The 15,079-nt window shown below is 73.2% G+C and carries 14 protein-coding genes; 6 read left to right on the forward strand and 8 right to left on the reverse strand.

Translation table 11 applies throughout. The annotated features are described in order from the left end of the window. Positions 1-146: 146 nt before the first annotated feature. From pyrE to JL106_RS19935, 3 genes are read left to right on the forward strand one after another with little or no spacing between them, the layout of a single operon-like run. Positions 147-719, forward strand: a complete 573-nt coding sequence (gene pyrE / locus JL106_RS19925) for an orotate phosphoribosyltransferase (RefSeq protein WP_205262526.1) — start codon at positions 147-149, stop codon at positions 717-719. A gap of 16 nt (positions 720-735) precedes the next feature. Next, positions 736-1,392 (forward strand): TrmH family RNA methyltransferase, encoded by a 657-nt coding sequence (locus tag JL106_RS19930; protein ID WP_205262566.1) that lies wholly within the window; start codon positions 736-738, stop codon positions 1,390-1,392. 37 nt (positions 1,393-1,429) lie between these two features. After that, a complete protein-coding gene (locus JL106_RS19935; protein ID WP_205262527.1) occupies positions 1,430-1,708 on the forward strand; it encodes a hypothetical protein in 279 nt (92 codons plus the stop codon). 6 nt (positions 1,709-1,714) lie between these two features. Here the strand turns inward: JL106_RS19935 and JL106_RS19940 are convergent, their stop codons facing one another. The 3 genes from JL106_RS19940 to JL106_RS19950 all read right to left on the reverse strand — a co-directional run bounded on the left by JL106_RS19940 (position 1,715) and on the right by JL106_RS19950 (position 3,308). Further along, positions 1,715-2,428 (reverse strand): DedA family protein, encoded by a 714-nt coding sequence (locus tag JL106_RS19940; RefSeq protein WP_205262528.1) that lies wholly within the window; start codon positions 2,426-2,428, stop codon positions 1,715-1,717. A gap of 86 nt (positions 2,429-2,514) precedes the next feature. After that, positions 2,515-2,781 (reverse strand): hypothetical protein, encoded by a 267-nt coding sequence (locus JL106_RS19945; protein ID WP_205262529.1) that lies wholly within the window; start codon positions 2,779-2,781, stop codon positions 2,515-2,517. Further along, the gene (locus tag JL106_RS19950) at positions 2,778-3,308 is read right to left on the reverse strand and encodes a SigE family RNA polymerase sigma factor (protein WP_407940217.1); all 531 of its coding nucleotides are present in this window, start codon (positions 3,306-3,308) and stop codon (positions 2,778-2,780) included. Before JL106_RS19950 ends, JL106_RS19945 begins: the two co-directional genes overlap by 4 nt. 370 nt (positions 3,309-3,678) lie before the next feature. Between JL106_RS19950 and fbaA the strand changes: the two genes are divergently transcribed. After that, positions 3,679-4,710 carry a class II fructose-bisphosphate aldolase gene (gene fbaA, locus JL106_RS19955; protein WP_205262531.1) on the forward strand — a complete coding sequence of 344 codons (1,032 nt, stop codon included), beginning with the start codon at positions 3,679-3,681 and terminating at the stop codon, positions 4,708-4,710. Positions 4,711-4,842: 132 nt separating this feature from the next. After that, positions 4,843-5,673: an HpcH/HpaI aldolase family protein gene (locus tag JL106_RS19960; RefSeq protein ID WP_205262532.1), complete on the forward strand. Its 831-nt coding sequence runs from the start codon at positions 4,843-4,845 to the stop codon at positions 5,671-5,673. A 13-nt stretch (positions 5,674-5,686) separates the two neighbouring features. Here JL106_RS19960 and JL106_RS19965 read toward each other — a convergent pair whose 3' ends face one another. The 3 genes from JL106_RS19965 to JL106_RS19975 are packed head-to-tail and all read right to left on the reverse strand — an operon-like array spanning position 5,687 to position 10,409. Further along, entirely contained in the window at positions 5,687-6,661 is a 975-nt protein-coding gene (locus JL106_RS19965) for an NAD-dependent epimerase/dehydratase family protein (RefSeq protein ID WP_205262533.1), read from the reverse strand. After that, complete coding sequence (locus JL106_RS19970; RefSeq protein WP_328842607.1) at positions 6,658-9,345, reverse strand: alpha/beta fold hydrolase; 2,688 nt, start codon at positions 9,343-9,345, stop codon at positions 6,658-6,660. The genes JL106_RS19965 and JL106_RS19970 overlap by 4 nt, the downstream gene beginning before the upstream one ends. Beyond that, positions 9,342-10,409, reverse strand: coding sequence for a 3-oxoacyl-ACP synthase III (locus JL106_RS19975; RefSeq protein WP_205262534.1), 1,068 nt, complete (start codon positions 10,407-10,409; stop codon positions 9,342-9,344). Before JL106_RS19975 ends, JL106_RS19970 begins: the two co-directional genes overlap by 4 nt. Before the next feature lie 622 nt (positions 10,410-11,031). Here JL106_RS19975 and JL106_RS19980 point away from each other — a divergent pair. Further along, positions 11,032-11,985: a peptidoglycan-binding protein gene (locus JL106_RS19980; protein ID WP_205262535.1), complete on the forward strand. Its 954-nt coding sequence runs from the start codon at positions 11,032-11,034 to the stop codon at positions 11,983-11,985. A 247-nt stretch (positions 11,986-12,232) separates the two neighbouring features. Here JL106_RS19980 and JL106_RS19985 read toward each other — a convergent pair whose 3' ends face one another. Beyond that, a complete protein-coding gene (locus tag JL106_RS19985; protein ID WP_205262536.1) occupies positions 12,233-13,597 on the reverse strand; it encodes an NtaA/DmoA family FMN-dependent monooxygenase in 1,365 nt (454 codons plus the stop codon). 40 nt (positions 13,598-13,637) lie between these two features. Beyond that, complete coding sequence (locus tag JL106_RS19990) at positions 13,638-14,996, reverse strand: NtaA/DmoA family FMN-dependent monooxygenase (protein ID WP_205262537.1); 1,359 nt, start codon at positions 14,994-14,996, stop codon at positions 13,638-13,640. Positions 14,997-15,079 lie beyond the last annotated feature (83 nt).

The raw sequence follows: 15,079 nt of genomic DNA on the forward strand, positions 1-15,079 counted from the left end.
CCGCTTGTCACCCCGGGAAAGCCCTCTACCGTTGGACACGGACATCCTCCTGTCTGGTTGGGACACCAAGCCCGTCGACCACACAGGGGGATGTCTTGGTCTTCAACCACTCAGGCAGTTACTAGCGGTGTGTCAGGCTGACGCCCATGGATGAGCTGACCGACCGCCCCGGCACCGACCCCGAGGCCACCGCCCGACTGGCCGCGCTGGTGCGCGACCTGGCCGTGGTGCACGGCAAGGTCGTCCTGTCCTCCGGTCGCGAGGCCGACTACTACGTCGACGCCCGCCGGCCCACGCTGCACCACGAGGCGGCGCCGCTCATCGGCGCGCTGTTGCGCGAGCTCACCGCGGACTGGGAGTTCGACGCCGTCGGCGGTCTCACCCTGGGCGCCGACCCGGTGGCGCTGGCGATGCTGCACGCGCCCGGCCGGCCGTTGGACGCGTTCGTGGTCCGCAAGGAGACCAAGGCGCACGGCATGCAGCGCCGCATCGAGGGCCCGGACGTGGCCGGCCGCCGGGTCCTGGCCGTCGAGGACACCTCCACCACCGGCGGCTCGGTGCTGCAGGCGGTCGACGTGTTGCAGGAGGCCGGCGCGATCGTGGTCGGCGTGGCCACCGTCATCGACCGGGACACCGGGGCCGGGGAGGCCGTCGCCGCCCGCGGCCTGCCGTACCGGTACCTGCTGGGTCTGGACGACCTGGGCCTGCGCGCCCAGTGAGGCGCCGGTGACCGACCTGCCCGGTCCGACGGAGTGGCGCACCGGACCGCCGCACGCCGCCGACCTGGTCGGCGTCGGTCCGCACCCGCGTCCCTGGCCGGACGACCCGCGGCTGGACCCGGCCCTGCTGGAGGTGGGCGACGCCCGCAACGTGGTCGACGCCTACCGCTACTGGCGACGGGACGCGATCGTCGCCGACCTGGACGCCCGCCGGCACCCGTTCCACGTGGCCATCGAGAACTTCGCGCACGACGCCAACATCGGTACGGTGGTGCGGACGGCGAACGCCTTCGCTGCGCAGGCCGTGCACATCGTCGGCCGCCGCCGCTGGAACCGCCGGGGCGCCATGGTCACCGACCGGTACCAGCACCTGCACCACCACCCGCACGTCCCGGCCCTGCTCACCGCGGCGGCCGAGCATGACCTGGTCGTGGTGGCGGTGGACAACCTGCCCGGCGCCCGGCCGCTGGAGACGGTGGCGCTACCGCGCCGGACGCTGCTGCTGTTCGGGCAGGAATCGATCGGGGTGACCGACGCGGCCCGCGAGGGCGCGGCGTTCACCGTCTCGATCGCCCAGTTCGGCTCCACCCGCTCGATCAACGCCGGGGTGGCCGCGGGCATCGCCATGCACGCCTGGATCCGCCAGCACGCGGACCTCGACCGGGCCTGGTGAGCGGGAGCGGACAGCTCCCGCCGGTAGATTGCCGGCGGTGGAGCTCAGTCTGGACACCGTCTCCGACGCCGTGCTGTGGACCCTGGTCGGCATCGCCGTCATCGCCGTGCTGGTCGCCCTGGTGATCAAGAAGATCATCGGCCGGATCATCGTGCTGGTCCTGGCGGCAGCCGTGATCTTCTTCGGCTGGCAGCAGCGCCAGCACGTCATCGACGTGGCCGACGACCTGCGAGGTCAGGCCTGCGCGCAGCAGCCGGAGTTCCTCGGCATCACCGTGCAGCTGCCCGACGGGTGGTGCGACCGCACCGCCGCCTGAGGCCGGTCAGGCCTGGGGGGCGCTGTCCGGTTCGCTGCGGGGCGCCGGGGCCGGACCACTCGGACCGGGTCCGCGGCGCCCGGCGCGGCGCTTCTGCACCCAGTGCACGCCTGCGGGCACCGCGCTGGCCAGCACCACCACGACGACCGCCAGCACCACGATCGCGTCGACGTTCTCGCGGATGAACTCGATCTGGCCGAGGAAGTAGCCGGCCACGGTGACCAGGCCGACCCAGACGATGCCGCCGATGGCCGAGAACACGGTGTAGATCCGTACGTCCATCCGGGAGGCGCCGGCCATCACGGTGGCCACGGTGCGGACGATCGGCACGAACCGGGCCATGACGATGGTGATCTTGCCGTAGCGGGCGAAGAACTGGGACGACTTCTCGATGTACTCGGGCTTGAGGAACTTGGCGTCCGACCGTTTGAAGACGGCCGGCCCGACCTTGTAGCCGATCCCGTAGCCGACCATGTTGCCGACGAAGGCGGCCACCGCCAGCAGGCCGACGAACAGCGCCAGGTTGATGTCCAGGGCGCCGGACGCGACCAGCAGTCCGGCCACGAACAGCAGGGTGTCGCCGGGCAGGAAGAAGCCGATCAGGATCCCGCACTCCGCGAAGATGATCAGCAGGATGCCGAGGACGGCCCAGGAGCCGAGGTTGGAGATCAGGGTCTCCGGGCTCAGCCAGCCCGGCAGCAGGGCGAGGTCAGCGGTCACGGTTGTCCAGGGTATGGGCTTCCCCGCCGGACACCAGGTCGATCGTGACGCTCACCCCATCGGAACGACCCGCGCACGGCCGGCGCTCAGCCCACCACCAGCGTGAGCAGCCCCGCGGCGACGCCCACCACCATGCCGATGAGGGCGCCGATGAGCAGGATCTGCACCGGGGTCAACGGCGTCGACCGGCCGGGCGTGTCGCGGGCTGCCGACGTGCGGGCGCCGGGCGCCCTCGGACCACCGACCCGGGCCCGCAGCGCCTGGGACAGCAGCTGCTCGGCGTCCGCCGGCACCACCCGGTCGTCCCGGGCCGGTGGTCCGGGACGGTCGGGCGAGCGGCCGGCACCGGTCACGTGCGGTCCCGGATCATGCCGCCCAGCTTGGCCACCGCCCGGCTGGCCGTCGACTTGACCGTGCCCTTGGACAGGCCGGTGGCCTCGGCGATCTCCGCCTCCGACAACCCGCCGTAGTAGCGCAGCACCAGCACCTCGCGTTGCCGCGGCGCCAGTTCGGCCAGCGCCGTCACCACCGCGCGGTGCTCGGCCGACATGATGGCCAGCGACTCCGCCGACCGCGCCGTGCCCGGGTCCGGCGGCACGTAGGCCCGCGCGGTGCGACGGCGGCGCAGCATCGACCGGGAACCGTTCACCACAGCGGTGCGCAGGTAGCCGATGGCGGCGGCCGAGTCGCGCAGGCTGCTCCAGTTCCGGAACAGCCCGGCGAACGCCTCCTGCACGACGTCCTCGGCACTGGCCTGGTCGTCCACCAGCAGGATGGCCAGCCGGACCATGCTCATCCGGTGGGTGCGGTACAGGTCGTCGATGGTGACCGGGCCGGGGGCGGGCGGCGGTGGCGCGGGAGCCGGGTTGAGCGCGGCCAGCGTGCCGAGCGTGCGCTCGACGGGTGACTCGTGCGGTGGTGCCGCCGGGTCGCCGGTCGGGCCCGCGGTCGACCCCGCCTCGTCCGGTCCCACGCGTCCTCCCGTCGTCGATCACCACCGTCTCTGGCCAGATGCGCCGGAGGGGGTGTCGGTTGCCCTCGATCCTGGCAGAGCCGCGGCCCGAGGGTGCGCGATCGTCACCGTCCGTCACCGAACGGTCCGTTCCAGGTCCGGGTGAGGCCACCGGATGCCGACGGCGACGGATGCGGAATACTGGCCCGCGACGAATCCGTTCACGGCCCATCCCGGCGACGGCTCGCGGCTGCGTCGCCGGCACGTCACCGGGCCGTCGACCTGAGAAGGACCGAAGATGCCCCTCGCCACTCCCGAGACCTATGCCGCCATGCTGGACCGGGCCAAGGACGGCGGATTCGCCTACCCGGCCATCAACATCACCTCGTCCGAGACCATCAACGGCGCCATCCGCGGCTTCGCCGAGGCCGGCAGCGACGGCATCATCCAGGTCTCGACCGGTGGCGCCGAGTTCGCCTCCGGTGCCAAGGTCAAGGACATGGTCACCGGCGCGGTCGCGCTGGCGGAGTTCGCCAAGGTCGTCGCGGACAAGTACGACGTGACCATCGCGCTGCACACCGACCACTGCCCCAAGGACAAGCTCGACACCTACGTCAAGCCGCTGATCGCGATCAGCGCCGAGCGGGTCCGCAGCGGCGGCAACCCGCTGTTCCAGTCGCACATGTGGGACGGGTCGGCGGTGCCGCTGGAGGAGAACCTGCAGATCGCACAGGACCTGCTGAAGCTGACCGTCCCGGCCAAGATCGTGCTGGAGATCGAGATCGGCGTCGTCGGCGGCGAGGAGGACGGCGTCGCCCACGAGATCAACGACAAGCTGTACACGACGCCGGCCGACTTCGTGGCCACGGTGGACGCCCTCGGGGTGCCGGAGGCGAACAACTACATCGTCGCCGCCACCTTCGGCAACGTGCACGGCGTCTACAAGCCGGGCAACGTCAAGCTGCGTCCGCAGGTGTTGCGCGACGGGCAGGACGCCTTGGTCGAGAAGCTGGGTCTGGCCGCCGGCAGCAAGCCGCTGGCGCTGGTCTTCCACGGCGGATCGGGCTCGACCGCCGAGGAGATCGCCGAGGCCGTGTCGTTCGGCGTCATCAAGATGAACATCGACACCGACACCCAGTACGCGTTCACCCGACCGATCGTCGGCCACATGTTCGCCAACTACGACGGCGTGCTCAAGGTGGACGGCGAGGTCGGCAACAAGAAGGTCTACGACCCGCGCTCGTACCTCAAGGCCGCCGAGGCCGGCATGGCCACCCGCGTGGTCGAGGCCTGCGAGCAGCTCGGCTCGGCCGGCAAGTCGCAGGGCTGACCCACCCGCAGCACCCCGGACGGGAGGCGGGGCCCGCGCAACGACGTGGGCTCCGCCTCCCGTGCCCGCACGTCCCCGGCGCGCGACACCGACGACCGGGTCCCGATCCGATCCGACGAAGGGTGGACACCGATGTCCGCAGACCGGCTCCGGGCCCGCTGGGCCGCCGGGCAGACCGCGGTCGACTGCTGGCTGGCCGGCTCGTCCGTGCTCACCGCCGAGTCGATCGGCCGGATGGGCTTCGACTCCGTGCTCATCGACATGCAGCACACCATGGCCGAGATCCGCGACGTGGTGGCCGGTCTCATGGCCGTCAGCGGCTCCGGCACGACCGCCCTGGTCCGGGTGCCGTGGAACGACCCGGCCACGATCCAGCGGGTGCTCGACGCCGGCGCGGACGGCGTGATGTGCCCGATGGTGAACACCTCGGAGCAGGCGGCCGCCTTCGTCGGCGCGGCCCGGTTCCCCCCGCTCGGCTACCGCAGCGCCGGGGTGTTCCGCGCGGAGACCGACCCGCTCACCTACTTCCGCCGGGCGAACCAGGACCTGGTCACCTTCGCCCAGATCGAGACCATCGAGGCGATGGACAACCTGGACGCGATCGCGGCCACCCCAGGGCTGGACGCATTGTTCGTCGGCCCCACCGACCTGTCCGTCTCCTACGGCGGGGAGCCCGTCATGGACTACGCGGACCCGGCCGTCGCGCAGCGGCACCGGCGCATCGTCGAGGCGGCCCACGCCGCCGGCAAGAAGGCCGGGATGCTCGCCCTGGGCCCCGGCGACCCGGAGCTGGCCGTCGAGTGGGGCATGGACTTCATCTCGGTCGGGATGGAGCACATGCTGGTCCAGCAGGGCGCCCGCCGGGTGCTGGAGCACGGACGGCAGGTCACCGGGACCGCCGGTCCGGACGGCACCGACGGCGTCGCGATCGCCCCCGCGCCGCCGGCCGGTTCGGTCTACTGAACGTCGACCGGGGTCACCCGCGCAGCGCCGCGGCCAGCCGGTCGAATCCCTCGTCCAGCGACACCCGCGGCTGCCAGCGCAGCGCCTCGCGGGTGCGCCGCTGGTCGAACCAGTGCGCGGTGCCCAGCTGCTCGGCCAGGAACCGGGTGAGCGGCGGGGTGTCCCGCCGGCGCAGCAGCGCCCAGGCCGTCTGGGCCACGGTGCCGGCGGCCGCGGCCACCGGCAGCGGGACCTGACGGGTGGGCCGCGGCACCCCGGCCGCCCGGCACACCCGGTCCAGCACCTCACCGACCGGTCGCGGTTCGCCGTTCGAGACCACCAGCGCCTCACCGTGCACCCGGTCCGGCGCCACGGCGTCGGCCGCGGCGACCAGCGCGTCGGCCGCGTTGTCCACGTAGGTGGTGTCGATCAACGCGGCCCCGGTGCCGACCAGGACCAGCCGGCCGGCCCGGGCCCGCTGCACGATGCGGCCGATGAGCTGGGTGTCGCCCGGCCCCCAGACCAGATGCGGCCGGACGGCGAGCACGGCCAGGTCGGGCCCGTCGGCGGCCAGCGCCAGCCGCTCGGCCTCGGCCTTGGTCCGGGAGTAGGCACCGCGGGCGGCGGCCGGGTCGGCGGGTCCGGCCCCGACGCCCATCAGCGGATCGCCCGCGTGCGCCACCGACGGGGACGAGACGAACACCAGCCGGCCGACGCCGGCGGCCCGGCAGGCGTCCAGCACGGCCCGCGTGCCGTCCACGTTGACCCGGCGGTACTCGGGCTCCGGCCCGACCACGTCGACCTTGGCCGCCAGGTGCAGCACCACGTCCGCCCCGGCCGCGGCGTCGGCCACCCGGGACGCGTCGGCGACGTCGCCCAGCACCTCGTCCGCGCCGGGAACGCCGGCCGGTCGCCGCTGCAGCACGGTGACCGCGTCGCCCCGGGCGATCAGGGCCGCGGCGGTGGCCCGGCCCAGCATGCCGCTGGCCCCGGTGAGCAGGACCCTCATCCGCCGGCCAGCGCCCGCGCGGCCCACCCGGCCACCGCGACCCGGTCGATCTTCGAGTTGTGCCGGACGTCGACCGGCAGCCCCGGGTGCCGGAGCACGGCGGCCACCGGCACCGGCAGGTCGGCCAGCAGGGCCCGCACCGCGTCCACGGTCTCGGTGTCGGCGCGCACGCCGGACCGCCGGACACCGGGCGTGCCCACCACCACGACGACCTGCTGCGTCCCCGCCGGTCCGACACCGACGACGGCCACCGAGCCGGGGGACCAGCGGTCCAGCCCGGGCAACCGGCCCTCGGCCCACGCGTCCTGCACCCGCTGCTCGGCGCCGACCGGGGTGACGGGCCCCCCCGGAGTGGTCAGCACGTGCACCATCCGGCCCTGCACCCACACCCGGCCGTCGCCGTCCAGGCGGCCGACGTCACCGGTCCGGTGCCAGCCCGGATGGGCGGCGGCGGCGTGGTCGACGACCCAGCGGCCGTCGTAGCGGTCGCGGATGTGCCGGGCCCGGATCCACAGCTCCCCGACCCGGTCCGGGTCGGTGACCAGGTCGGCGGCGGGCGTCCCGGCCGGGTCCAGTGGGGCCACGGCCACCTCGACCCCGGGCAGCGGCCGCCCGACGCAGACGCCGTCCAGCGACCCGTCGGTGCCGGCGAGCGCCGCCCGGTCCTCGGTGGCCCGGTCGATGCCGGCCAGGTCGATGTCGGTGGCGGGCAGCGATTCGGTCATCCCGTACGGGGTGTGCGCCTCGGCCGCCGGCAGCAGGTCGCGCAGCGCGTGCAGCGTGCTGGCCGGCACGGGCGCACCCGCGCTCAGCAGCAGCCGGACCGAGGCGAGCGCCTGCCGCTGCCGGCTGTCCACCGCGGACTGGGTGGCCAGCACGGTGCGCAGCGCGGCCGGCGACGCGAACACCACCGTGGCCGGGCGGTCGCCGAACGCTGCCGCCGCGTCGCCGAGGGCGGCCGCGGTGAGGGTGGCCGGCTTGGTCACGTCGGTGGCCGGCACGGCCGACGGCACGCCCAGCGCCGGTCCGTACAGCGCGAACGGAGCGAACGCGGCGACCATCCGGTCGTCCTCGGTGAGCCGGTAGCCATCGCGGATCAGCGCCAGCTGGGCACCCAGCTGCCGGTGCCGGTACCGCACGCCCTTGGCGGGGCCGGTCGCGCCCGAGGTGAACAGCACGGCCGCCTCGCGATCCGGATCGGTGACCTCGCGACGGTCGGGCAGCGTGGCCGGATCGGCCGTCTCCAGCTCGGCGAAGGTGTGCGCCACCCTCACCGCCCGACGGACGGGAGTCGGGAGGTCCCGCACCGCGAACCGGGTCCCGGGCACTCGCATCGGACCGGCGGCGGCCAGCCCCGCGACGTCGGCGACGAGGTGGTCGATGCGGGAGCCGCGCAGTGCCCGGCCCATGCCGCGCAACCCCAGGCCCTTGTCGGCCACGACCACGGCACCGCCGGCCCGCCACACCGCGTACAGCGCGACGGTCAGCTCGATGGACGGCGGCACCAGCATGGCCACCCGGTCGCCGTCCCGGACGCCGGCCCGGCGCAGACCGGCGGCCAGTCGGTCCACCCGCGCGGCCAGCTCGGCCCAGCTGATGGACCGGGGCTGCTCGGGATCGTCGGTGAGCTGCACGACGGCGACCGACGGATCGGCGCGGCGGCGGTCCAGCGCGTCGAAGACGCCTGCCAGGTCCGGCGCCGAGGTCGAGACCGGTCCGGCCGGCGCTGGTGCCCCGGCGGTCGGTGCTGCGGTCAGCACCCGGTCGGTGACCCAGTCGACGACGGCGGCCGCGTACTCGGGCGCGTCCTCGGCCAGCAGGTGACTCGCCAGTTCGTACCGGTGCAGGTCGGCGCCCGGTAGCCGGCCCAGCAGGTCGCGCAGGTGCACCTCCCCGAACACCGGGTCGCGCGGCCCCCACAGCAGCAGCGCGGGCACGTCGAGACGTGGCATGGCGCCGGAGATCTCGTCCAGGGTGGGTCGGCTCGGGTGGTCGGCGGCGAACGGCACGTCGGCCACGAACTCGGCCACCGCGGCCCGGGCGTCCACGCCGCGGTAGGGCAGCGCGAACGCCGACCGCACCGCGCGGGGCAGCGCCGGCCGGCTCAGCGCCGTGGTGGCCCGGACGAATGTCGGCGTCCAGCGGCAGGTGAGCCGGTTGACCATCTTCTGGTGGGCCAGCCGGATCAGGATCGGTCCCGGCACGTGCTCGGGCTGGTGCACGGCGGTGTTGGTCAGCACCAGCCCGGCCAGCTCGTCGCGGTGCCGGTGGGCCCAGCCCATGGAGATGATGCCGCCCCAGTCGTGCGCGACGGTGACCACCGGACCGGTGACGCCCAGCGCCGCGGTCAGCCGGTCCAGGTCGTCGACCCGCTCGGCCAGCACCCGCGCGCGGTCCGGCCGCTCGGAGAAGCCCATGCCCAGGTGGTCGGGCGCGATGACCCGCCAGTCGGCCGGGGCGGCGGCCAGCAGCCGCCGCCACAGGTACGACCAGGTCGGGTTGCCGTGCACACAGAGCAGGGTGACCGTGGGCCGCTCGTCCTCGGTCTCGCGACCGTGCCAGCTGTCCAGGACGTGGAACGTGCGGTCGCCGTCCGGGCCCGGCACGCGCACCAGCCGGGACCAGGCGCGCTCCAGTCCGGGCAGACCGGCGGGAGGCAGGGACGCGGGTCGGACCCGGGTCACCAGACGATCTCGGTGAACGAAGCGTTCAGACCGGAGCCGATCCCCATCAGCAGCACCCGGTCACCGGCGGACAGCTCGTCGGCCACGCCGGCCAGGGTGAACGGGATGGCCGCCGGCCCCATGTTGCCGCGGGTCGGGAAGGTCAGCGGGACCCGGGCCATGTCCAGGCCGAGTGCGCCCACGATGGCCCGGGTGTGCACCGTGCTCACCTGGTGCATGACGTACCGGCTCATGTCGGCGTGCCAGTCGAACTCGGCGGCCGACTCCTCCCAGAGGGCCAGCGACAGGGCCATGCCGGCGTTCATCAGGCCGGTGCTGTCGGTGCGCATGTCGTCCATGTCGCCGACGCACAGCAGGTGGTGTTCGGTGCCGGCCCGGGTGGCGCCGCCCAGGTAGCGGTGGCCCTCCGGGTGTCGGTCGGCCCGACCGAGGACCATGGCGGCGGCCCCCGAGCCCAGGGTCAGTGAGGCGAACTGGGCGTACACGTCGTGGGCGCTGCCGTCACTGGCCTGCAGCCGGCGGATGGTCGACTCATGGATCTCGCGGGCGTCCTCACCGTTGACGATGAGGGCGTACTCGATCTGACCGGACTCGATCATCGCGGCGGCCAGCTGCATGCCGTTCACGAAGCCGAGGCAGGCGTTGGTGACGTCGAAGTTCTGGCACGAGCTCGGCAGACCCAGCCCGTGGTGCACGGCCACCGCACTGGACGGTTCCAGGTGCGCCCGGCTCACCGAGGTGTTGATCATCAGCCCGACGTCGCGGGGGTGCACGCCGGCCTCGGCCAGCGCCTTGGCACCGGCCATGATGGCGCCGTCGACGTAGGTGGTGCCGTCCTCCCACCAGCGCCGCTCCCCGATGCCGGCCAGCCGCTGCATCATCCCGGCGCGCAGGCCCACCCGCTGGTAGACGTCCGCCAGTCGCTCGTCCATCTCGGCCGAGGTGACGATCCGCGGCGCATCGATGGCGCAGACCGCGAGCACCGACGTGGTGCCGAACCGGTGCACGGTGTTCCCCCGCGGGGCTCTGGCCGCCGAGTCGAGATCAGGAGCAGTGCGCAGCATGCAGTTCCTTCCGGCATTCCGATCGGGTGCGCCCCATCGCGAGGTCGGTGCGACGGCGCGGCTCGTCCGCTCGGAGCCGGAGCCGGACACCCGGTGACCAAGGTATCCGCGCTGCGGATCGGCGAACCGTCCACGGCGATGGGGAGTGGCCGAACGCACCATCGCGCAGCCTGCCACCTCGCCACCGTCATCGGCCAACGGAAGCGACGGCCGAACGTCCGGTTCGCCCGGTTCCGGGCGTGTCGAGTGGGTGGTGGGGCGGGAGTGTGTTAGTGGGGCTCTTGTGATTGCTGTGACGATTGTTCTAACTTGAGAGCGCGAGTGGTGCTGTACGTAGTCGTTTCTTCACTCTGTGTCGTCACGGCCGGGCGGTCGCGGCGGCGACGAAGGGGTCGGAACGGCGAGCGGAGCTCGCACCGGCCGCGGCCCCCCGTTCCGTCCGCCGGTCCCGTCGTCTCCCGTCCGGGAGCACCGACGCCGACGGAACGCAGGGCCGAACGGGGCGGCAGCTCGGCCGGTGAGCAAGGGGAAGACACCGGACGAGCCCGGCCGGCGGGTCGATCGCCATCGGTCGACCTGCCCGGCCGGGTACGCCGACCGGCGGCCCGAGGCGGGGACACGGATGCGCGGCATCACCAAGGCGGGGGCGGCCGGCTTCGTCGGCGCCGTCGTCGCGTCGTTGCTGGTGCTGGGCGGGGGGTCCGCCTCGGCTGATCCGTCGGCCGATGACTGGTACCAGCTGCGGATGTGCGAGTCGACGAACCGGTACGACATCAACACGGGCAACGGCTACTACGGCGCCTACCAGTTCGATCTGCCCACCTGGCGCTCGGTGGGCGGCTCCGGATATCCGAACCAGGCGTCTCCGGCGGAGCAGGACCAGCGGGCGCTGGCGCTGTACCGGCAGCGCGGCTGGAGCCCGTGGGTGTGCGCCGCGCTGGTGGGTCTGTCCGAGGACGGTGACGCCCGCTCCGGTGTGGCGCCGCCGGTCGCCGGCAACCAGGGTGCCTCGGGAGCCGCCGAGGACACGGGCGCGCCCGCAGCGGCATCCGATGGCCCGGCCTGGCCCGGCCGGCAGTTCCACCCGGGCGACTCCAGCGAGGACCTCAAGGCCTGGCAGCGGCAGATGGGCGCACGGGGCTACGGCCTGACCGGCACCGGCTTCTTCGGGCCGAACACCGAGGCGGCGGTCCGCAAGCTGCAGCAGGAGGCCGGGCTGAACGTGGTCGGGTACATCGGGCCGAAGACGTGGGCGGCGGCCTGGTCGACCAGCGCGTCGGCGCCGGCGCCGGCCGCACCGACGGCCACGGCGTACGTCCCCGCCTCGAACGAGTCGTGCGGCATCGGGACCGGGGCGGCTCCGGCCTGGCCGGGTGAGCAGTACGTCCGCGGCGACACCGATCGCAACCTGCAGTGCTTCCAGCGGGCGCTGGCCGCCCGGGGCTACGCGTTGTCCGGCACCGGGTTCTACGGGTCGGCCACCGAGTCAGCGGTCGTCGACTTCCAACGCAGCCGTGGCATCAATCCGTCCGGGATCATCGGACCGAAGACCTGGGAGGCCGCCTGGGTCGGCTGATCGACCCGAACGGAGGGTCCGCAGCACCGTTGCGTCACGGTTGAGCAAAATGTCGGGAGACATGTAATGACGCCGCGGTGATCTGCGACACCTCAGTCAGAACGGCCAGCCGCCGTTCGGTTCTTCCCGAGCCCGGTGACGCGACGCCCGCGTCCACCGGTACTGCCGAGGCCCGGAGCACGCCGCTCCGGGCCTCGGCGCATGTCCGGGGCCCGGAGCCGGCTCGCAGCGCCCAGATCGGCAGCGCTCAGACCAGCGACGGGGTGCGGCGGTAGGCGGCCCCCGGGTGCGACTCGGGCAGGTGCACCGCGCCCTCGCCGAACAGGTGCTCGCGCAGGGTGTCGCCGGGCAGGTCGTCCTTGAGCAGGCCGCGGCGGCGCAGCTCCGGCATGACCCGGGTGAAGAACGCGTCGTGGCTGCCGTCGGCCTCCGGCTGCACCAGGAACCCGTCGGCGTCGGTGGCGGCGATCATCGCCTCGGCCTGGTTCGCGATCTCCTCCGGTGTGCCCAGGAACGGCTTGCCCATGACGCCGTTGGCCCGGAACTCCTCGAGCACCTCCCGCACGGTCGGTGCGTCCGGGCCGAGGAAGCGCTCGATGTTGGTCCGGCCGTTGTCGCCGTTGGCCGCACTGGCCGGGATGGGCCGGTCCAGGTCGAACGAGAGCAGGTCCAGCCCGGTGAAGTACGCGTAGAGGGTGGCCGCCTGCTCGAGCGAGATGCGGTCGATCGCCGCCTGGTGCTGTGCCTGCGCCTCGGCCATCGAGTCGGCGACCCGGAAGGTGCCGGCGATGAGGCACTTCACCGCGTCCGAGCCGCGGCCGAACTCGACCGCCTGCCGCCGGATGTCGGCGATCTGCGCGGCCAGCGCGGTGGACTCCGCGGCCAGGAAGACGGCCTCGGCGTACCGGGCGGCCAGCTCCCGGCCGGGCGCGGAGGCGCCGGCCTGGAACAGCACCGGGGTGACCTGCGGGCTCGGCGGGGTGACCAGCACCCCCTTGGTCGAGAAGTACGTGCCCTCGTACTCGATCTCGTGCACCTTGTTCGGGTCCGCCCACACCCCGGCGGCGGCGTCCTTGACCAGCGCGTCGGATTCCCAGCAGCCCTCCCAGAACCGCAGCGAGAGGTCGACGTGCTCGGCGGCCTTGGCGTAGCGGTCGTCGTGCGGCATCAGCGGTTCGCCGAACAGCAGTGCGGACGCGGCCTGGGCCGAGCCGGTGACGATGTTCCAGCCGACCCGGCCCTTGGAGAAGTGGTCCAGCGACCGGTACTGCCGGGTCACCGCCGGTGGCGCCTCCACCATCGTCGAGGTGGTCGTGACCAGGCCCAGTTTCGTGGTGACCGCGGCGAGGGCGGAGATGAGGGTGTGCGGGTCGACGGTGGTGAACTGGACGTTCCGCTCGATGGCCGTCGGGATGATCGACGAGTCCATCGTCGGGTAACCATAGGAGTCGGCGAAGAACAGGAAGTCGACCCCGGCCGCCTCGCACTTGCGGGCCAGATCGAGCCAGTAGTCCAGATCGGTGAAGTTGGGCTCGTGCTCCCGGCCGGGGATCTTCCAGGTGTCGCGCACCCGACCGCCCTGGAACATGCCGATGGCGAGTTGCTTGGTCATGGGGTCCTCCGGGACTGGGTGCCTGTGGGGCGGGGTCGGGTCAGACGAGCGCGGGGACCGTGGTGTGGGCCGTCACCCCGGGGTGGTCGGCCGCGAGACGGGGCCGGCCGCTGAAGCGTTCGCGCAAGGTGGTGCCGGGCAGGGCCGCTCGGACCAGCCCCCGCCGGTGCATCTCGGGCAGCACCATGGTGGTGAAATCCGTGAAGGTGCCGAAGGCGTCCGGCTGCACCAGGAAGCCGTCCGCGCCGGTCTCGCCGATGACCTCCTCGGCCTGGTCGACCACCTGGGCCGGGTCGCCGATCAGCGGGGAGCCCATGACGCTGTTGCGCTGGAACTCCTCGAGGATCTGCCGCACCGTCGGCGCGCCCGGGCCGAGGAACCGCTCCACGTTGGTCCGGCCGGCGTCGGTGAGGTTGGCGGTGGCGTCCAGCGGCCGGTCCGGGTCCATGCGCGACAGGTCCAGGCCGGTGAAGAAGGCGTACTGGGCGGCTGCGTCGGCCAGGGTGCGGACCGCCTCGGTGCGTTGCTGCAGCACTCGCGCCGCCTGCTCGGACTCGCCGACCCGGAAGGTGCCGGCGACCAGGCACTTGATCGACTGCGGGTCGCGGCCGTACGCCTCGGCCCGCCGGCGGATGTCCGCGATCTGGGCGCGCATGGCCGGCACCTCGGCCGCGATGAACACACCCTCGGCGTACTTGGCCGCGAGCTCCCGGCCGGGGGCGGACGCCCCGGCCTGGAACAGCACCGGCGTCCGCTGCGGCCCGGGCGGCGTGGTCAGGATGCCGTCCGCGCGGAAATGCGATCCGTGATGGTGGATCTCGCGGACCCGGTCCGGGTCGGCGTAGAGGTTGCGGGCCCGGTCGACGACCAGGCCGTCGTCGTCCCAGCACTCCTGCCACAGCCGCAGGGTCAGCGCGACGTGCTCGTCGGCGATGGCGTAGCGCTCGTCGTGCGGCACCAGCTGGTCCCCGAACAGCCGGGCAGAGGCGATCTGGCCGGCGCCGGTGACGATGTTCCAGCCGATCCGGCCCTTGGTCAGGTGGTCGAGCGTGGCCATCCGGCGGGCGATCATCGGGGGCTTCTCGACCGTGGTCGACAGCGTGACGACCAGCCCGAGCCGCTCGGTCACCGCGGCCAGCGCCGGGATGATGGCCATCGGGTCGGCCCGGGGGAAGTTCAGGCCGCTGCGCAACGCCTGCGCCGGCAGCCGACCGTCGATGAGCGGGTAGCCGTAGTCGTCGGCGAAGAACAGGAAGTCGACCCCGGCCGCATCGAGCGAACGGGCCATGTCGATCCAGTGCTGCAGGTCCAGGAAGTCCGTCGAGGTGTTCTCCGGTAACTGCCAGGCGCCCATGATGCCCGCCGTCTGGAACATCCCGACCGACCACGGAACCGACATCTGACCGCCTTCGTCGCACGCTCTGTCTGAACTGAACGGTTCAGACCGTAGGGCGCGGTTGTTTCACCGATGTCACTCCGGCG

Origin of the sequence: Nakamurella leprariae (assembly GCF_016918035.1) — a bacterium.
Classification (GTDB): domain Bacteria; phylum Actinomycetota; class Actinomycetes; order Mycobacteriales; family Nakamurellaceae; genus Nakamurella; species Nakamurella leprariae.

What these genes read in the sequence shown, in the direction of transcription:
- JL106_RS19975 (WP_205262534.1), bottom strand. Translation starts at nt 10,409, where the DNA reads ATGCTGCGCACTGCTCCTGATCTCGACTCGGCGGCCAGAGCCCCGCGG.
- JL106_RS19980 (WP_205262535.1), top strand. Translation starts at nt 11,032, where the DNA reads ATGCGCGGCATCACCAAGGCGGGGGCGGCCGGCTTCGTCGGCGCCGTC.
- JL106_RS19965 (WP_205262533.1), bottom strand. Translation starts at nt 6,661, where the DNA reads ATGAGGGTCCTGCTCACCGGGGCCAGCGGCATGCTGGGCCGGGCCACC.
- JL106_RS19985 (WP_205262536.1), bottom strand. Translation starts at nt 13,597, where the DNA reads ATGACCAAGCAACTCGCCATCGGCATGTTCCAGGGCGGTCGGGTGCGC.
- fbaA (WP_205262531.1), top strand. Translation starts at nt 3,679, where the DNA reads ATGCCCCTCGCCACTCCCGAGACCTATGCCGCCATGCTGGACCGGGCC.
- JL106_RS19960 (WP_205262532.1), top strand. Translation starts at nt 4,843, where the DNA reads ATGTCCGCAGACCGGCTCCGGGCCCGCTGGGCCGCCGGGCAGACCGCG.
- JL106_RS19990 (WP_205262537.1), bottom strand. Translation starts at nt 14,996, where the DNA reads ATGTCGGTTCCGTGGTCGGTCGGGATGTTCCAGACGGCGGGCATCATG.
- pyrE (WP_205262526.1), top strand. Translation starts at nt 147, where the DNA reads ATGGATGAGCTGACCGACCGCCCCGGCACCGACCCCGAGGCCACCGCC.